This window comes from Arthrobacter crystallopoietes, from assembly GCF_017603825.1.
GTDB lineage: Bacteria > Actinomycetota > Actinomycetes > Actinomycetales > Micrococcaceae > Crystallibacter > Crystallibacter crystallopoietes_B.
In genome coordinates this window covers 3,902,693-3,921,763 of the sequence record NZ_CP072014.1, presented here as the reverse complement: position 1 = coordinate 3,921,763, position 19,071 = coordinate 3,902,693, and the positions used below count along the sequence as shown (strand labels likewise).

Sequence of the window (19,071 nt, the reverse complement as noted above, 5' to 3'; positions counted from 1 at the left end):
CAATGCAGCAAGCACCGGAACTCAAACTGGTGCGGCCGAACCGATCCCGGGCGGAGCAGCCGACCAAACGCCCGGAGCAGGATGCCGTTATCTCGCTGCCCGAGGGCTGTGGGCCGGTGCTCGTTTATGGAGCCCCGGGGACCGGTAAATCCACGGTGCTGATCGAACACGCTGTCCACCGGGTCGAACAAACCGGACTGGACCCTGCACAGATATTGATGCTGGCTCCGTCGCGTCTGGCAGCTGCACGTCTGCGGGACCAGCTCACGGCTCGGTTGAACCGAAGCCTCAGTACAACGCCGGCACGGACCTGGGCTGCCTACGCCTTCGACCTGATCCGGCGAGCCCGGGCCGAAGGCCGGCTGCCGCTGCTGGAACGGGCCCCGCGTCTGATGTCCGGCCCGGAGCAGGATCAGATCATTGCCGAACTGTTGCAGGGACACCGTATCGGGCACAGCGGTGCCGTCAGGTGGCCCAGCGATCTTGATGAAGCGCTCGGAACCCGAGGATTCCGGCACGAGATCCGGCAGCTATTCGACCGCGTCATTGAATACGGGAGCACCGCCGAACAGTTGGAGGCGATGGGGGCCGCCAACGGGCGTGAAGACTGGCAGTCGGCGGCGCGGCTGTTCCGGGAGTACCGTGACCTGATTGATCTGCGCATGCCGGAAGCCTTCGACCCGGCCGGTATCATCACAGCGGCGCGGCAACTGCTCATGGACGATGAAGACTTCCTGAACCGCGAACGGCAGCGGCTCGGACTGATTCTGGTCGATGACCTGCAGGAGGCCAATCCTGCTGTCTACGAATTGCTGGCAGTCCTCGCAGAGGGTAAGGACACTATTGTCACGGCCTCCCCGGACACCGTTGTGCAGGGCTTCCGTGGCGCGCGGCCGGATCTGCTGGCGCGCCTGTCCGAGCTGCTGGCATCCGGCGGCGGACCGTTTCGGACCATGGCCTTGACCGATTCCCACCGCATGGGGCCAACTGTTTCAGCAGCTTGGCAACGGGTTGCCTCGCGGATTTCCTTGGTCGCCGGAGCGCAACAGGCACGCGAACTGACATTTCCGGAGCCTGACGGATGGCAGACGGAGCCGGCGCATTCAGTGCTGGCTCCGGAGGCCAGTTCCCATCTGGTTGATTCACCGGTCCACGAGCAGCGCTACGTTGCCCAGCGCATTCTTGAAGCCCGGCTCTTTGATGGCATCAAGCTCAGCGACATGGCAGTTATCGTCCGTACTGGCGGCCAGCTTTCGCAACTGGCACGTTACCTCTCCGGGCAGGGGATCGCCGTGAAGATCCCGGTGGCGGAAACGGCGGTCCGCGACGAAGCCGCCGTTCGGCCGCTGCTGGACGCCTTGGGCATGGTGTTGGAGCCGGACCGGCTGGACGCAGAAACGGCAGTCCAACTGTTAACGTCGCGGATAGGCGGGGCGACCGCCATTGACCTGCGCAGGCTCCGGCAGTCACTGCGCCGTGAAGAACGGCTAGGCGGGGGCGGCCGATCCAGCGATGCGCTGCTGGTGGAGGCGCTGCGGAACCCGGCGACCCTCCAGACTCTGGGCCGCGAAGCAGGGCCGGCCAAGCGGATCGCGGCGATGCTTAGTTCCGGTATGCAGGCGGCACAGGAGCCGGGCGCCAATGCGGAGACTGTGCTGTGGGCCTTATGGTCCGCCGCGGGCCTTGCCGACAGGTGGTCGGCGCAAGCGCTCCAGGGCGGTCCGGCGGGTGTCCGGGCGGACCGGGATCTGGATGCTCTCATGGCCCTGTTCCAAACAGCGGAGCGGTATGTTGACCAGTTGCCAGGCTCCAGCCCCGCCCAGTTCCTTGACTATCTGTTGAACCAGGAACTGCCGATGGATAACCTTGCTCCCCGCGCGCAGTTGCGTGATGCAGTGGAACTGATGACTCCGGCCAGCGCAGCAGGACGTGGTTGGCCGATGGTCATCGTCGCAGGTGTCCAGGAGGGTATCTGGCCCAACACCCGATTGCGTGGAGAGCTGCTGGGCAGTACGCAGTTCGTGGATGTCCTTGAGCACGGCATCGAGCAGGCGGGACAAATCGACGTCGTATCCAGGCTTCGGGAGACGCGGTACGACGAGCTCCGAAGCTTTTCAACGGCTATCTCGCGTGCTGAGCGCAGGCTGATCTGCATTGCCGTGCAATCGGAGGACGCCCAGCCTTCCGGGTTCCTCGATGTGGTGGATCCGTGGCTGGACGAGGAAGTGGCGCGGCCGGTGACTACGGTCATGCGGCCGCGGACGGTACGCGCCCTGGCCGCCGAATTGCGGCAGTGGGCGCAGCAAGGAGCCAAGGAACCAGAACGCGCTGCCCAGGCAGCGGCGGGGCTCGCCATGCTGGCCTCAAGCCCTGTTCCCGTACCGGGGGCGCATCCATCCCAATGGTGGGGGCTGCTGCCCCTGACTACCGATGCACCGATCGTGCCCCCGGACCAGCCGGTGCCGGTGTCGCCGTCCCGGGTGGAAGCGGTCCATGCCTCGCCGATGGACTGGTTTGTTCAGGCGGCCGGTGGCGAGGCCGCCACAGACTTTGCCCGAAGTCTGGGCAACCTGGTCCACGCCATCGCCCAGGACATGCCGGATGCGACCGGAAATGAATACGTCCAGGAGCTCACCCGGCGGTGGCCGGCGTTGGGCATGAAAGAAAACTGGGAAGGCCGCCTGGACTTCCAGCGGGCAGAGGGCATGGTGCGGCGGCTGGCCCAGTACGTACTCCACATGCGGGCAGAGGGACGTAGTCTTCTGGGCGTTGAGCGGGACTTTTCGGTTGATATCGAAGGCCCTGAACGCATCGCCAGGCTGAGGGGACAGGTGGACCGGCTGGAAGTGGACCGCGAAGGCAGGCTCGTGATCATAGACCTGAAGACCGGCAAATCGGCGCCGAGCGCGGCGGATCTGGACCGGCATCCGCAGCTGGGCAGTTATCAGGCCGCGGTCAAGGCCGGTGCCTTTGACGAGGCCGGAAACCGGGAACCGAACGTCGGCCGCCAGCCCGGCGGAGCCGCGTTGGTCCAGCTCGGCAAGGAGTTGAAGAACGTCAAGGTCCAGCACCAGGGCGGACTGGACACCGCCGAAGACTGGGCTACTCCGATGATTCATGAGGCGGCCGGACTGATGTCCGCTAATCAGTTTGAAGCCCGCCACGATCCGCAGAAAGTGCGCGGTGGTTCGCACGGGTGCCGTGTCCCCGAACTCTGCCCGCTGTGCGCCGAAGGAAAGCAGGTAACCGAGTGAGCGTCGGACAGGTCCTCACAACCTACGCCCCGGATGAACTTGCCCGGATGCTGGGCCAGCATCTGCCCACCCCCGAGCAAGCGGACATCATCAGCTCGCCGCTGCAGCCGCTGCTCATCATTGCCGGCGCGGGCTCGGGCAAAACGGCCACGATGGCGGACCGCGTGGTGTGGCTGGTAGCCAACGGGATGGTCCGGCCGGAGGAGATCCTTGGTGTGACTTTCACTCGGAAGGCGGCTGGCGAGTTGGCGGCGAGGATCCGCGTCCAGCTCAACAAGCTCGCCCGCCACGGCCTGCTGCCGGAAGGCGCGGATGACGCGGCCGGACTGCTGGAGCCCAAGGTATCGACCTACCACTCGTACGCCAACGGCCTGGTTTCCGACTACGGGCTCCGGCTTGGCATCGAACGTGACGTGGTGCTGTTGGGCAGCGCGCAGTCGTGGCAGCTTGCCAGCCAGGTGGTGGAGGCTTATGACGGGGATATCGGACATCTGACGGCGGCCAAGTCCACTCTGGTCAAGGCCGTCATGCAGTTTGCCTCGGAGTGCTCGGAGCATTTGGCAACGCCGCAGGAGGCCATCGGCTTCCTGCGGGACGACGTTGAGAGGATCAGTTCGCTGCCCTACGTCGACGGCAGCACACGGCAGCCAAAAGCCGCCGTCGTGTCTCTGTTGAACCGCTTGCGGACCAGGATCACTGTTGCCGAACTCGCCGCCCAATACGGCAGGGCCAAGCGTGAGCGCGGAGTGCTGGACTACGGCGATCTCGTTTCACTCGCGGCAGCGATCGCTAAGGACGTACCGCAGGCCCGCGAACTGGAACGTCTGCGGTACAAAGTGGTGCTGCTGGATGAATTCCAAGACACCTCGCATGCGCAAATGGTGCTGTTCTCCAAACTTTTCGGCGACGGCCATCCCGTTACCGCAGTAGGGGACCCGAACCAGTCCATTTATGGGTTCCGGGGAGCCTCGGCCGGACAGCTTTTCGCCTTCCGCCAGCATTTCCCGCTCGTCGATGAGGAAGGTCAGCACAGCGTCGCTCCCGCCAGCTTCCTGACCGTGGCCTGGCGCAATGCCGTCAACGTGCTCGCCATGGCCAACACGATTTCGTCGCCGCTGAACAGGGTAGACCCGAACCGGCCGAAGCCGGGCCGGCTCGAGGTGCCTGCACTCAAGCCGCGTCCGAACGCCGTCGAGGGCACTGTTGTCCTCTCCCGCTACCGCAGCGAGTCCGAGGAAGCGGAACAAGTGGCTGCCGGCGTGGCAAGGGCGCGCCGGACCGTATTCGAGCGCGATCCGGAAACCGGCAGGGCTGAACCTGTCACTACGGCCGTGTTGTGCCGCCGGCGCGCGCAGATCGCCGGTGTCGCGAAAGCACTCGCGGACAAGGGCATTCCCTATGAGATCGTCGGACTGGCCGGGCTGCTGAGCCAACCGGAGATAATCGACCTCGTCGCCACGCTCCGCGTCCTGGCCGATCCCGGCCGTTCCGACTCCCTGATGCGCCTGCTGGCTGGTGCCCGCTGGCGCATAGGGCCCGCGGACCTGATGGCGTTTGCCGATTGGTCCCGCTTTCTGGAGTCGCAGCGGCGCCGGGCGGCCGAGGACAGGCAGACGGTGGATTTGGATGCCGACGAACAGGCATCCCCTCAGGTCGTCCAGCAGGATCTGGCCGAGGCGGCCTCCCTGGTGGAGGCCCTGGACCGGTTGCCCAAACCCGGCTGGACGTCTCGCAACGGACGCTCGCTGACTCCCGAGGCGCTGGCCCGACTGGAGCGGCTGTCGGCGGAGGTCCGGCAGTTGCGGACATTCGTGGGGGACGAACTTCCCCTGCTGCTGGGCGAAGTCGAACGGGCCATGCTGCTCGATATCGAAGTGGCTTCCAAACCCGGCGTTACCATCCACCAGGCACGGCGGCATCTGGATGCCTTCCATGATGCGGCCGCGACTTTCATGCAGACTGCTCAGCGAGTTGACCTGTTGGCTTTCCTGGCCTGGCTCGAAGCCGCCGCGGCAGAGGAAGGCGGGCTGGATGTCGTCCAGGTCGACGTAAGCAAGGACGCCGTGCAATTGCTGACCGTCCACGCTTCCAAGGGACTGGAGTGGGACGCTGTGTTTGTCCCCGGGCTCAACGACGGCGCTTTTCCCAGCGGATCCGATAACCGCTGGAGCAGTGGAAACGAGGCCTTGCCCTGGCCCCTGCGTGGCGATGGGGCGGACCTGCCGCAGTGGGACACTGAGCAGCCGGACCAGTTATCTTGGTTCACCGCCGAAGAAGTCTACAAAGGTGAGGTCCAGGCCCACAACGAGCAGGAGGAGCGGCGGCTGGCCTACGTGGCGTACACCCGAGCCAAGCACCTGCTTGTCTGCAGCTCCTCGGGCTGGGCAGGCAGCAAGGTCAAACCCTCCGCCCCGTCCGTGTTCCTGACCGAATTGGTTGCACTGGCGCAGCAGGATCCGGCGACAGTGCAGGTTGGTACCTGGATCTCCGACGAGGAACTTGGCGATACCAACCCGTTCCGCGAAGAAACCGAAACGGCCTTCTGGCCCTACGATCCCTTGCAAGGTCCGCAGGTATACCGCGGAGGAGAACCGGAACCGGCCCGTCCCGGCCGGCGTGCTGCCATGGAGGCAGCCAGCCAGGCAGTGCTGCAGGCCATTGCGGAGGACCGGAAGCTGGAGCCGGGGGCGCCGTGGGCCAGGGAAACGGAGTTGCTGCTCCAGGAGCACAATGCCTCCCGTGGAGCCAACGAAATCGAACTACCGGCACACATCTCCGCCTCGATGCTCGTGGAGCTGAAAGACAACCCTGCCGAAGTCACGCGGTCCTTGCGTCGGCCCGTGCCGCGCAGGCCCGGCATGGCCGCGCGCAAGGGCACCGCATTCCACACTTGGGTGGAGGAGCATTTCGGCACCGCCGGCATGCTGGATCTGGACGACTTGTCCTCGCCTGCGGACTCCTATGTGGACGAGGCCTACGACCTGGAGACCATGAAGGCCACTTTCAAGACCTCCGAATGGGCAGAGAAGGCGCCGGCGGCCATCGAGGTACCCGTCGAAACCAGGGTGGATGAGGTTGTGGTGCGCGGCCGGATCGACGCTGTCTTCCGGGACCAGGACGGAACCTGGGACCTGGTGGACTGGAAGACCGGTTCGCCTCCCTCGCCCGACAAGCTGGCTATACGGGCCGTGCAGCTCGCCGTGTACCGGCTGGCCTGGGCCCGTTTGCAGGGCATTGACCCTGCGAAGGTCAAGGCCGCGTTCTACTATGTGGCGGCGGATAAGACCGTGCGGCCGCACAATTTGGCTGGCGAAGCCGAACTTGAGGCCATCGTGCGCGCTGCATACGCCGGCTCCTAATGCTAGGAACCTGAACGGGGCTCAATGACGGGGATCGCTGTGGTTATCAATGATTCATCAGCGGCTGCGGTCCCCGTGTCGGAGGCATCGCCGTCGTTCTTCTCTGCGGCAGTCTTCGGTTTCGCATCCGCCGAAGCATGCGGCTGGTCCGCCGTCGGCGCGTCTTCCTTGGGCGGTTGCAGGCCGGAATCGCCGGACTCCTTGTCCGTGTCGGTTTCCTTATTGTCCGGCCGGGTATCCGTATCGTCGACTGGTCCAAGGCCAGCGGCTGGCTTATCCGAAGGGACCGCGCGAACTATCGGCTCCGCCGTCACGCGCTCGCTGATCCGGGGCCCGGCGGCGGGCCGCTCAGTTTCGGGGGCCGCCGACGGCGGACCCGCCGGTGCCACGGGCACGGGGAGCTTTTCGCTGCTGATCTCCTGGCCGCCGTGTTCGCGGATATCCGACTCCAGTTCCTGCAGCATCTCTTCAGCTTCGGCAATCATCGCGGCATCCTCGGCAGCGACACCGCGCACCAGCCACTGCGCCAACGCGAATTCCGCGGCCAGCGCGGCACGGCGCATGAGGTGCGGATCCACCGGCTCCTTGCGGTACTTGTTGTACGACTCCAGCACGACGTCGGCAAAAGACTGTTCGTGGACGGCGATAAGCCAGGCAAAATCATCCGCTGGATCGCCGATCCGTAGATCAGTCCATCCGGTGACGGCGCTGACGGCACCATCCCAGATGACGAGGTTGTCCTCGTGCAGGTCACCGTGGACCACGGACGGGTTGAACTTCCAGAGCGTGACATCCTCGAGCGCATGCTCCCAACGCCGCAGCAAAGCCGGCGGGATCTTGCCCGTCGTGGCGGCCTGGTCGAGTTCATTCAGCCGGCGCTGACGGAACTCGTCAGCGGTGTAGCTCGGCAAATCCGCGCGGTCCACCATGGCCTGCGGCAGGTCATGGATGCCGGCCATGGCCCGGCCGATTTCGGTGGGCACTCGGCCGCCCTCGGCGACGAGCGTCTCTAGCTCCAACGTAGCCCCGGGGACGTGGTTGTAGACAAACGTGCGCAGTTCCCCTTGCTGTACGGTGCCCGCCACCGAGGGCACCTGGAACGGCAGTTCGGCCCGGATACCGGGGGAGAAGGACCGAAGGACCAGCAACTCCGTTTCGAGCCTCATGCTGGCTTCCGGATGGCGGGGAGAGCGGACTCGCCACTGCTTGCCGGCGTCGTCGATCACTACCGCGGAAGTGAAGTCCGCGGCATCGTCGGGAGCTCCGGAAACGCCGGCAGGCGCCAGTCCGGGTACGGCTGCGCTGGCCATGGCAGCCAGTTCCATAGGAGTCTTTCTCACGTAGTCCACCGTAATTGGAATGTTGCCCCAGCCACGGTGGATGCCGCGGCGAGTCGCTAGAACGTGACGGACACCAAGCGCGGGCCCAGTGTTCTCCCCAGATTGCGGGTCCAAATATCAATTGGTCCGCCGCGCTTAGTACGGTAGAGGCATGAGCACCACAACCCACGCCACAGGCTTTCCTCCGTTGGGCGGCCTGACCCTTGCCCGCAGCGCTATGGACCGGGGTTGTGAGCGCCGCAGCCAAGCGGTTCTGTTCGACGATATCTGGGGCTTGGATTCCACCTGCGTCATGGTGATGGATGCTGGCAAAACGCTCGTGCGGGACAACAAGATTGTGCTGCAGCCCTCGCTCGGGCGCAGCATGCCGGAAAATCTTGTCTATCTAGGCCGTGCAGTGGCAGGAGCGGAAGTTCCCGAGGGAACGGATATTGTCTTGGAAGACCTGACGGGGATAACTGCTGAAGTAAAGAACGACGGCGAGTGGCTGGGACTGCGCGACGTCGCAACCTTGCTCTCGCCCCAGGACGCCGGCCTGTTCGCGGAAGCAGCGGCAATTTCAAATTGGCACGCTGTCCATACGCATTGCCCGCGGTGCGGGACAAGAACCACCGTGGAAAGCGGCGGCTGGGTCCGGCGCTGCCCGGCTGACGGCAGTGAGCACTATCCCCGTACCGATCCGGCCATCATTGTCTCGGTCGTGGACGCGGAGGACCGGTTGCTGCTGGGCAATTCGGCCAGTTGGCCCGTTGGACGGTACTCAACCCTGGCCGGTTTCGTGGAACCGGGGGAGTCCCTTGAAGCGGCCGTAATCCGGGAAATCGAGGAAGAATCCGGGGTAGTGGTGCACTCGCCGCAGTACATGGGATCGCAGCCGTGGCCCTTCCCATCTTCTCTGATGCTGGGCTTCACTGCAGTCGCAACGGGAACCGAAACGGTCCCGGACGGCGTGGAAATCAGGGACGTGCGCTGGTTCACCCGGGCCGAACTCGCGCAGGGAATTGAGTCCGGTGAGATCCAGGTCGCGGGCGGCATCTCGATCGCCCGGGCCTTGATCGAACACTGGTATGGCAGCGCGCTGCCGGAACCGCTGGGCAGGAAGTGAGTCTGGAACTACCGGTGGATGTCACTGACAATCTCGAAGCCAGAATTCTCGGCGGGCTCGACGAGGAGCAGCGCCACGTTGCGTCGACGCTGACCGGACCCATGTCCGTGCTTGCCGGTGCGGGTACGGGCAAGACCCGTGCCATCACCCACCGCATTGCCTACGGCGTACATTCGGGAGTTTACAAGCCGCAACAGGTGCTCGCGGTAACCTTCACGGCCCGTGCGGCGGCTGAAATGCGCACACGGCTGCGGGACCTGGGCGTGGGCGGGGTTCAGGCACGCACTTTCCATGCTGCCGCGTTGCGCCAGCTGCAGTACTTCTGGCCCCACGCCGTGGGCGGCCCGTTGCCCGGATTGCTCGACCACAAAGCCCAAGTCATCGCCGAGTCCGCGCGGCGGCTGAGGTTGACCACGGACCGAGCCGCGATCAGGGACCTGGCCGCAGAGATCGAGTGGGCCAAGGTTTCGATGCTGACCCCGGACACCTACCTCAAGGCTGCGGCAGGCCGGGTCGAACCGGCAGGGTTTGATCTGACGACCATTTCCCGGCTCTTCCAGGCCTACGAAGATGTCAAGACCGACCGTAACATCATCGATTTTGAAGATGTCCTGCTGATCACGGTTGGCATCCTGCAGGAAGATGCCAAGGTCGCCGCCACCGTGCGGGACCAGTACCGGCACTTTGTCGTGGACGAGTACCAGGATGTGTCCCCGCTGCAGCAACGGCTGCTGGACCTGTGGCTGGGTCCAAGGGACGAGTTGTGCGTGGTTGGCGATGCCAGCCAGACAATCTATTCCTTCACCGGCGCTACTTCCCGGCATCTGCTGGATTTTACCAAGAGGTTCCCCGAGGCCGAGGTGGTCAAGCTGGTGCGGGACTACAGATCGACTCCGCAGGTGGTTAACCTGGCCAACTCGCTGCTGGCGGCACGTACGAAGCAGCCGCGGCGCGGCAACGATCCCTGGTCCGCCCCGCTGGAACTCATCGCCCAGCGCCCTACCGGTCCGGAGCCTTCGTTTACGGAATGCGCCGACGACGAGGCCGAAGCCGCACAGGTAGCCGGAAGGATCCGGACGCTTCTGAATGAAGGCGTCGCCGCAAGCCAGATCGCCGTGCTGTACCGGACCAACGGACAATCGGAAGCCTACGAGCAGGCACTGGCGTCGGCGGATATCGGCTACCAGTTGCGTGGCGGTGAGCGGTTCTTTCGCCGGAAAGAAGTCCGGGATGCGATGCTGCAGCTCCGTGCCGGCGCACGGGCCGCAGGGACCGATCCCGTGCCGCAGTTGGTCAGGGACATCCTTGCCAACCTTGGCTACACCGCGCAGGCTCCACGATCCGGCGGTGCGGTGCGCGAACGCTGGGAGTCTCTGGCCGCGCTCGTGGCCCTGGCGGATGAATTGGACAAGGCGCGCGGAAGCGCGGCCGGTGGTGTGTTCACGCTGCAGGATCTCGTTACTGAGCTGGAAGAGCGTGCTGCAGCCCAGCACGCGCCTACTGTCCAAGGCGTCACGCTGGCCTCGCTGCATTCGGCCAAAGGCCTGGAATGGGATGCCGTGTTCCTGGTCGGACTCAGCGAAGGCCTGATGCCGATCTCGTTCGCGGACACGGACGACGCCGTGGATGAAGAACGTAGGCTGCTTTACGTCGGGATCACGCGGGCACGCGAGCATCTTGCCCTGTCATGGTCCCTGGCGCGCACCCCTGGGGGCCGGGCCAACCGGAAGCCTTCACGCTTCCTGGACGGGCTGCGGCCGCAATCATCGTCCTCCGTGCAAAACCGGGCAGGCGCCAAGCCCTCCCGCCGCAAGCAAGCGGCACCCGCGGTGTGTCGGGTGTGCGGAACCCTGCTCAGCTCAGGCGCCGAACGCAAAGTCGGCCGCTGCCAAAACTGCCCGCCTACCTACGAGGAATCGACCTTCGATGCTTTGCGGCAGTGGCGCAAGGATACGGCCCTGGAGGCTTCGGTGCCGGCCTTCGTCGTGTTCACCGATGCGACGCTGGTGGCTATTGCCGAAGCGCGGCCCCAGTCCATGCAGGAACTCTCGCGTCTCGCCGGTGTCGGGCCCGCCAAATTGGAACGCTATGGCGAAGACGTGCTGCGCATACTTTCGGCTAACTAGGCCAGAGTTCCTGGCCCGCTAGCTGTCCTGCAGCGCCGGCTGCAGCTGGCAGGCACACTCGGGGTGGGGCCGGTACTCGTGCCGGCCAACGGTGCCATCGGCTGAACGCAGCTGCAGGACGGCCGACCAAGCTGCCGGGCGGTTCCTGCCATCCAGAAAGAGCAGCGACTGCAGGCTTGCCAGCCCCGCCGCGGCAACGGACTGTGCCACTTCGTCGACGGCGCCGGTTTCTGCGCTGGCATCGTGTACCTGCGAGCACAGCTCATACCAGTCGGGATCTGTTTGGGCATGATGGCGGTCCAAGCAGTCCATGCACGCGGATTGCCCGGGTACTACCAGCGGGCCAATCAACGCGTCCCGCTCGCGAAGCAGCAGCGACAGGTGGGGATTGTCCCCTTCGGAGAGGCCGTGGCTGATGCGTGCGTTGGGCACATCGCGGTCAGTGTAAATTACGAGATTCAGGAAGCGTGGGCGGCCCGCGGCGGCTTCCGGGGCCATGCTGTTGGACAGAATGTGCGTGGAAACCGTCGGGTCGATATTGCGGATCATCTTCCGAACAGCTTGCGCCCGGTTCAGCCCGACGTCCGCCAGCCTGAATGCTCCCGACCCTACGTCGGCGGGCCCGACGCTGGCTCGGTCTTCCAGCAGTAGTGTGCCGACGCCCGCAGCGGCCAGGGCACAGGCGACGGCACCGCCTGTCCTCCCCAGCCCGATTAAATGAACGGCTGCCCGTGCCCGGTTAGCCAGCAGCGCCGACGAGTCGACGGAGTACACCGCGGACCAGTGAGCCCGATCAGGCGTCAGACGGTCCAGGCGCAAGCCGCTGAGTTGCTCCGACTTGGCCGGCGGAGCGACCAGCACACTTTCCAGCGCTGCCACCAACGCCCGAGCCCTTTCCTGGCTGATGGCACAGTTCACTGCAATGCGCTGCAGTTCCGTGTCGTCGAAACCAGTCCGCAGACGGTACAAAAATTCCAGATCCCCCTGGCCTGTGCCCTCGAGCACCAGACCGGTGGACCCCAAGCCTATCTGCACTGCGTCCCCGCGCTCGATCAGGCGCAAACCGGGATTGATCTTCAGCTCGGCCACTGCGTTCTCCTTCTCGAGTTCCGGGATTCCATGCTGGCACGCTGGCAGCGGCGGGGAGGAGTTATCCACAGAATCGAAGGTGCGGCGGGTGCGTGATTCTGGCAATCGCCCATTCACGGTAACGTCGTTGCCATGCGGGACGGACAGAAGAGTACAGCTTTACGGGCAGGAGACGGCCCGGCCGCGCTGACCACCAAGGACGGTAAGCCGGTAGTGGTCAAGCGCTCCAACCGGCGACGGCGCACGGTATCTGCGGGCTGGCGCGATGGTGAAATGGTTATCTCCATTCCCGGCCACTTCACAGCAGCCCAAGAACGTGAATGGGTTGCCAGGATGGTCGCCCGCCTCGAGGCGAAACCGGACGCCGACGTCGGAAAGCGGAAGGTCCGCAGTGACGAAGCACTTATGCACAGGGCCGCCATGCTGTCCGGCAGATACATTTCCGGGAATCCCTGCCCGGAGAGCATCCGTTGGGTGTCCAACCAGAACGGTCGCTGGGGGTCCTGTACCCCGGCCCGCGGCACCATCAGAATTTCGGACAAGATCGAAGGCATGCCGCAATGGGTCATCGATTACGTGATCCTGCACGAACTAGCCCACCTAGTAGTTCCCGGACATGGGCCAGATTTCTGGGACGTGCTCGCGCCATATCCTGACCTTGCCCGTGCCAAGGCATTTCTGGATGGGGCAGCGTTTGCGATGGGCCGGGGCCTTAACGACAGCGGCGGTGATTTACTGGATGACGATGTGGAGGACTAGGAGTCCTGGCGCCCCTCCTTGGGGCCGCCGTTCTCATCCTCGTCGGTATCGGCATCAGTACCGTTGGTCGGCTCATCAAACCCGCCCGCCAACAGCTTTTGCAGGGCCTCGTCGACCTCCGTATCCGACGCTTCCAGCAATTGGCGCCGGGAACTGAAGCCTGCCGGGTCGTCCAGATCTTCCGACGTCGGCAGCAGGTCCGGGTGATGCCAGATGGAATCCCGGCCTTCGATGCCGCGTTCCTCAGCCAGAGCAGCCCAGAGTGCGGCCGCGTCGCGTAGACGCCGGGGACGCAATTCCAATCCGACCAAAGCTGAAAAGGCATGCTCGGCGGGTCCGCCCGTTGCACGACGTCGGCGCACGGTTTCCCGCAATGCACTCGCGGATGGCAGATTTACCGTAGCCGCGGCTGTCAGTTCATCGACCCAGCCTTCGACCAGCGCCAAAGTCGTCTCCAGCTTCACCAAGGCCGTGTCTTGCTCCGGTGTCCTTTGCGGCATGAACACGCCCTGGGAGAGCGCATTCTGCATGGATTCGGGATCGGTAGGATCGATTTCCCGTGCCACTTCTTCAATCCGCGCCATGTCGATATGGATGCCTCGGGCATAGCCTTCGATTGCTCCCAGAAGGTGTCCTGCCAGCCAGGGAACATGGGTGAACAAGCGTGCGTGGGCCGCCTCCCGGACTGCAAGGAAGATCCGGATCTCCGACTCGGGAACGTCCAAGCCCTCGCCGAAGGCCCTGACATTGGCAGGTAACAGCGCCATTTTGCCTTCCGCCAGGGGGATGCCGATATCCGTGGAGCCGACAACCTCCTTGGACAAAGCGCCGACGGCCTGTCCCAGTTGCATACCGAACAGGGCGCCGCCCATGTTCTGCAGCATCGAATGGGCCCCGCCCATCATCGCCTTCATGTCCTCCGGCACCTGTTCGGAGAGTGCACTCGTAAGGGCGAAAGCAATACTGTTGGCCACCGGTTCGGTCAACCGCTTCCAAGTCGGCAATGTCGCCTCAACCCATTCGGCCCGCGACCACGCCCTGCCCATGAGCCCGGTGCCGGCGAAATCCGTTACCGGGTCGAGCCACATCTCGGCCAGGCGCAATGCCTCGTCCACCTCGCGGGATTGGGCGGGAGAAACCGACGGGTCACTGTCCGAGGCCGCAACCTTGCGCGCGCTCTCGTGGGCCAGCTTCCAGTTCACCGGGCCTTCATTTCCGGCACTCATCATGGCTTGGACCTGCTGCATTATCTGCGCCAGGACGTTGGGATCGGAAGGCAGACCTGCCGCCTTGGCTATTTCTGCGGGATCCATGCCGGCTCCCTCGGCGCCGAAAAGCTTGGCAAACATTTCGGACAGCGGATCCTTCGGATCGTCGCCGTTGTTGGATGGGTTGGAGGTCATCTATACCACCGGTCCTTGTGAGGGTGTGCTGGGGCATGCGGGCCTGGAACAGGGCCCTGGGGCCGTCGCCGGATTGTTGCTTCTGACTACACGTTACCGCTAGTTTTCACGCCATGTCGTGCTTGTTGAGCCCGGTTCGCTCTAGGCAAATGAGAAGCGCCGCCTCGTTGCTCGGTGAAGCGTCCGAGGGGAGCGCTACGGATTTCGGGGCCTTCTCTCAGGCAAAGCGCGTAGGCTGGTGAAGGGCTCCGGTTTGACCGGTGCCCTTCCTGCTGTGCCTGGAGTAAGCCGCGGGAGACGCTGAGAGAAGGAAACCACAGTTGACTGAGCCGACCGAACTCGGCGAGCAAGCGCCGCCGACGCCGCGAATGCCAAACCGGCGGCATCCGGTCATGATTGGCGCGGGCGTCGTCGCCGTCGTCCTTGGCCTGCTTGCGTTGGCTCTGCCATCGCCGTACATCGTGGAGTCTCCCGGTCCTACCTTCAACACGATCGGTGCTGTAAACGACGTCCCGCTGATCGAGATCCCCGGCCAAAAGACTTATCCCACTTCAGGGGCATTGGATATGACTACTGTCTACATGAGTGGCGGTCCCAGTGGTTCTGTGCGTTTGTTCGAAGTGGCCTCGGCCTGGCTGGATCCACGCAAGAGCGTTACGCCGGAAGAACTCGTGTACCCTCCGGGTGTCTCCGGCGAGCAGATCCAGAACCGAAACGCCGCGGCCATGGATTCTTCGCAGGAAACGTCGGTTGCGGCAGCCTTGAGCCACTTGAACGTCGACTTCGAGGAAGACCTGTCCGTTGTCGGTTTCGCCGAAGATGCAGCTGCGGCAGACCTGCTGGCGCCGGATGACGTCATCGAAAGCATCAACGGCACCGCGGTTACCAACATCAATGTTCTTCGTGATGAGCTCAATGCCAGCGGTGGCGAACCGGTTGAGCTCAAGGTCCTCCGCGACGGCGAGCCTGAGACCGTCCAGGTTGCTCCGGAGGCGAACGCCCAGGGCGCGTATCAGCTCGGCGTCCTGCTTGAGACTGACTTCGAGTTCCCGTACGACGTCAAAATCCAGCTGGAAAACGTCGTCGGGCCCAGCGCCGGCATGATGTTCGCCTTGGGCATCGTGGACAAACTGACGCCAGGGGAACTGACCGGGGGGCTGCATGTCGCCGGTACCGGCACCATCGATTCGTCCGGAAACGTCGGTCCGATCGGTGGCATTGAACAGAAAATGTATGGTGCGCATCAGCGCGGCGCGACCGTTTTCCTTGCTCCCGAAGCCAACTGCGGCGATGTTGTCGGCAATGTGCCCGATGGGATGCAGGTGGTCAAGGTGGCAACTCTCGAAGACGCAGTGGAAGCCGTGACCCTGCTCGGCGAAGGCAAAGACGGCTCAGCGCTTCCTGCCTGTGGCTGACGTGTCACAATCGTGCGTCAGAAGCCGGCGGTGGTCGCTCCCGACTTCGTTGTGGCGTTCCCACAAGGCAGAATGGAAGGAAAGCGGAACCTCCCGGGCTGCTCATTCGTGGTTTAGACGGAGGGGCCCTCATGCGTAGGCATGAATCCGCCGTCAAGCACAACGCACGCTGACAATGAGGTAAAGAGTGACATTCGGACAAGACCGGCCCCGTGATGACCGGCCAACCGCGCCCACCCAACAAACACGGAAACGCTCCCCGCTGATACCCACCCTCATTGTGGTGGCCGTGCTGGTGGTCGGGTTCGTCTTCTTCTCGCAGATTTATGCGGACATCCTTTGGTACAACCAGCTCGGCTATCTGGAAGTGTTCCTGAAAGAGAACGGCACGAAAATTGCCATCTTCCTGATTGCCTTCCTGGTCATGGCTGTCGCCGTGTACCTGAGCCTGCGCCTCGCCTACCGTTCGCGTCCGGTCTATGCGCCCGACAGTGCCCTGCAGGATAACCTCAACCGGTACCAGGAGCAGCTCGAGCCCGTACGCAAGCTGCTGATGATTGGTATTCCGATTGTGCTCGGTGGTTTCGCCGGTACCGCGGCGGCATCCGCCTGGCAAACCGCGCTGCTGTTCTTCAACCAGGTTTCCTTTGGACAAAATGATCCCCAGTTCAACCTGGACTACAGCTTCTACACCAACACGCTGCCCTTCCTGGGATTCCTGACCGGGTTCCTGGTCAGCGTGGTACTGATCGCAGGCATCGCCGGTCTCCTGACCCATTACCTCTACGGCGGGATTCGGCTGGAAGAGAAGGGCTTTTTCGCCTCCAACGCTGCACGTATCCACGTAGCCGTCTTCGCCGGCCTGTTCCTCCTCCTGCAGGGTGTCAATTACTGGCTGGACCGCTACAGCACCCTCCAGTCGGATTCGGGTAAATGGACCGGCGCGCTCTACACCGATGTCAATGCGGTCATCCCGACCAAGGCGATTCTGGCCGTCGCTGCAATCATTGTGGCAATCCTGTTCATCGTTGCCGTTGTCTCGGGGCGCTGGCGCCTGCCGATCATCGGTACGGCCATGCTGATCATTACAGCGATCCTGGCTGGCGGCGTGTACCCGTGGGTCATTCAGCGCTTCCAGGTGGAACCGTCCGAATTGAGCCGCGAAGCGGAATTCATCGAGCACAACATTGCCCTGACTCGTCAAGCCTACGGGCTCGACGAGGTCCAGACGTCAACCTACAATGCGACCGTTGAGGCCGAGGCCGGCGCCCTGCGGCAGGACGCCGAAACAACGGCGAACATCCGGCTGCTCGATCCCAACCTGGTCTCGGATGCCTTCAGCCAGCTGCAGCAGTTCCGCCAGTACTACCAGTTCCCGGAAATTCTGAACGTGGACCGCTACGAAATTGACGGCGAGATCCAGGACACGGTCATCGCCGTCCGTGAGCTCAACACAGCGGGCGTGCCCGCAGGCTGGGTCAACGAGCATGTGCTCTACACCCACGGTTACGGAGTGGTTGCCGCCGCCGGTTCCAGCGTTGAGCCCGATGGCAAGCCGACCTTCCTCCAGTCCGGCATTCCGACTACCGGCATGCTGGGGGATGAAGAGTCCTACGAACCCAGAATCTACTTTGGCGAGCAATCTCCCGAATACTCCATCGTTGGCGCGCCCGAAGGGGCCAGTCCCACTGAGATCGACCGTCCGCAGAGCGAAGAGTCCGAAACAGAGTCCCGGAACACCTTCGAAGGCAATGGCGGCCCCAGCGTGGGCAATGCCTTCAACCGTCTTGTCTATGCGCTGAAATTCCAGTCCACAGACCTGATGCTCTCCGACCAGGTGAATTCCGAATCCCAGATCCTCTACGACCGGGATCCGCGGGAACGGGTGGAGAAGGTTGCACCGTACCTGACGGTGGATGGAAACGTTTATCCGGCCGTGATCGACGGCCGGGTCAAGTGGATTGTTGACGGCTATACCACCAGCAAGCACTTCCCGTACTCGACTCCGCAACAGCTCCAGTCTGCGACAGCGGATTCTTCGACCGCAGGCGGCCAAAGCGTGGCTCTGCCGCCCGAAGAGGTCAACTACATCCGCAACGCCGTCAAGGCCACGGTCGATGCTTACGACGGTTCCGTGGACCTGTACGCCTGGGATGATCAGGATCCAATCCTTCAGGCCTGGCAGAAGGTGTTCCCGACGACGCTCAAGCCGTTCAGCGAAATGTCCGCCGGCCTGATGGACCACGTGCGCTACCCGGAGGACCTCTTCAAGGTCCAGCGTGAACTCCTGGCCCGTTACCATGTGACGGATGTCGATAAGTTCTACACCAACAGCGACGCCTGGGCAGTGCCTACGGATCCGACGTTGGGCGCGAATTCAGACGTCAAACAGCCTCCGTTCTACTTGTCGCTGAAGATGCCCGAACAGGAAAATGCGGCCTTCTCCTTGACGACGCCGTTCATTCCATTCGTCCCTGCCGGTGAGGAAGCGCGAAACGTGCTCTATGGCTTCCTCGCAGCCGAGGGCGACGCCGGAACCGGTGAGGACGGCGTCAAGAGCGAGGAATACGGCACCCTGAGGCTGCTTGATATTCCACGATCATTGTCGGTTCCCGCACCGGGCCAGGCGCAGAACCTGTTCAACTCGGACACCGCGGTATCGACAGAACTGAACCTGCTGCAGCAGGGCGCTACCGAAGTGCTCAAGGGCAACCTGCTCAGCCTGCCTGTTGGCGGCGGCATGCTGTACGTCCAGCCGGTGTATGTCCAGTCCTCGGGTAGCTCGGCTTACCCGACGCTCCGTCGCGTACTTGTCAGCTTCGGTGAAGTGGTCGGCTTCGCTCCGACCTTGGACGAAGCACTTGACCAGGTCTTCGGCGGTGACTCCGGTGCCACGACCGGCGACGCCGGGAACGTCGGCGAGACACCGGACGATCCGGCTGCGCCGCCTGCAGAAGGTGGCGGCGGCAACGCGGAGGCTGATCTGCGGGCGGCACTCGAAGCGGCGAACGCCGCGATCCGTGAGGGCGAGGCGGCTCTGGCAGAAGGCGACTTCGCGGCCTACGGTGCAGCTCAGGAGAAGCTGAACCGGGCATTGCAGGACGCGCTCGAAGCTGAAGGCATTGTCTCGGGTGAGGCTCCCGCCGAGGGCGGCGAAGAGGCTCCGGCGGAAACGCCGGCCCCGGCACCCGAGGGCTGAGCCAGCCGATTTGCGTAGCAAC

The 19,071-nt window shown here is 63.8% G+C and carries 10 protein-coding genes; 7 read left to right on the top strand and 3 right to left on the bottom strand.

Features of this window, described 5'->3' with window-relative positions:
* Positions 1-2: 2 nt before the first annotated feature.
* Positions 3-3,254 carry an ATP-dependent helicase gene (locus J5251_RS17915; protein ID WP_208576218.1) on the top strand — a complete coding sequence of 1,084 codons (3,252 nt, stop codon included), beginning with the start codon at positions 3-5 and terminating at the stop codon, positions 3,252-3,254.
* A gap of 47 nt (positions 3,255-3,301) precedes the next feature.
* Positions 3,302-6,613, top strand: coding sequence for an ATP-dependent helicase (locus J5251_RS17910; RefSeq protein ID WP_208576217.1), 3,312 nt, complete (start codon positions 3,302-3,304; stop codon positions 6,611-6,613).
* A 2-nt stretch (positions 6,614-6,615) separates the two neighbouring features.
* Here J5251_RS17910 and J5251_RS17905 read toward each other — a convergent pair whose 3' ends face one another.
* Entirely contained in the window at positions 6,616-7,953 is a 1,338-nt protein-coding gene (locus J5251_RS17905) for a macrolide 2'-phosphotransferase (RefSeq protein WP_208574759.1), read from the bottom strand.
* A 151-nt stretch (positions 7,954-8,104) separates the two neighbouring features.
* Here J5251_RS17905 and nudC point away from each other — a divergent pair, with 151 nt between their 5' ends.
* Both nudC and J5251_RS17895 read left to right on the top strand, forming a co-directional pair.
* On the top strand, positions 8,105-9,058 hold the full coding sequence (gene nudC / locus J5251_RS17900) for an NAD(+) diphosphatase (protein WP_240793014.1): 954 nt from the start codon (positions 8,105-8,107) through the stop codon (positions 9,056-9,058).
* Entirely contained in the window at positions 9,055-11,184 is a 2,130-nt protein-coding gene (locus J5251_RS17895; RefSeq protein ID WP_208574758.1) for an ATP-dependent DNA helicase UvrD2, read from the top strand. Before nudC ends, J5251_RS17895 begins: the two co-directional genes overlap by 4 nt.
* An 18-nt stretch (positions 11,185-11,202) precedes the next feature.
* Here the strand turns inward: J5251_RS17895 and J5251_RS17890 are convergent, their stop codons facing one another.
* Entirely contained in the window at positions 11,203-12,273 is a 1,071-nt protein-coding gene (locus J5251_RS17890) for a TOMM precursor leader peptide-binding protein (protein WP_208574757.1), read from the bottom strand.
* A gap of 132 nt (positions 12,274-12,405) precedes the next feature.
* Here J5251_RS17890 and J5251_RS17885 point away from each other — a divergent pair, with 132 nt between their 5' ends.
* Positions 12,406-13,032, top strand: a complete 627-nt coding sequence (locus J5251_RS17885) for a M48 family metallopeptidase (protein WP_208574756.1) — start codon at positions 12,406-12,408, stop codon at positions 13,030-13,032.
* Here the strand turns inward: J5251_RS17885 and J5251_RS17880 are convergent.
* Entirely contained in the window at positions 13,029-14,435 is a 1,407-nt protein-coding gene (locus J5251_RS17880) for a zinc-dependent metalloprotease (protein ID WP_139004784.1), read from the bottom strand. The two genes, J5251_RS17885 and J5251_RS17880, sit on opposite strands and share 4 nt — an antisense overlap.
* A 320-nt stretch (positions 14,436-14,755) precedes the next feature.
* Here J5251_RS17880 and J5251_RS17875 point away from each other — a divergent pair, with 320 nt between their 5' ends.
* On the top strand, positions 14,756-15,850 hold the full coding sequence (locus J5251_RS17875; protein ID WP_240793015.1) for a YlbL family protein: 1,095 nt from the start codon (positions 14,756-14,758) through the stop codon (positions 15,848-15,850).
* A 187-nt stretch (positions 15,851-16,037) separates the two neighbouring features.
* A complete protein-coding gene (locus J5251_RS17870) occupies positions 16,038-19,049 on the top strand; it encodes a UPF0182 family membrane protein (RefSeq protein ID WP_432264407.1) in 3,012 nt (1,003 codons plus the stop codon).
* The last annotated feature ends 22 nt before the right edge of the window (positions 19,050-19,071 follow it).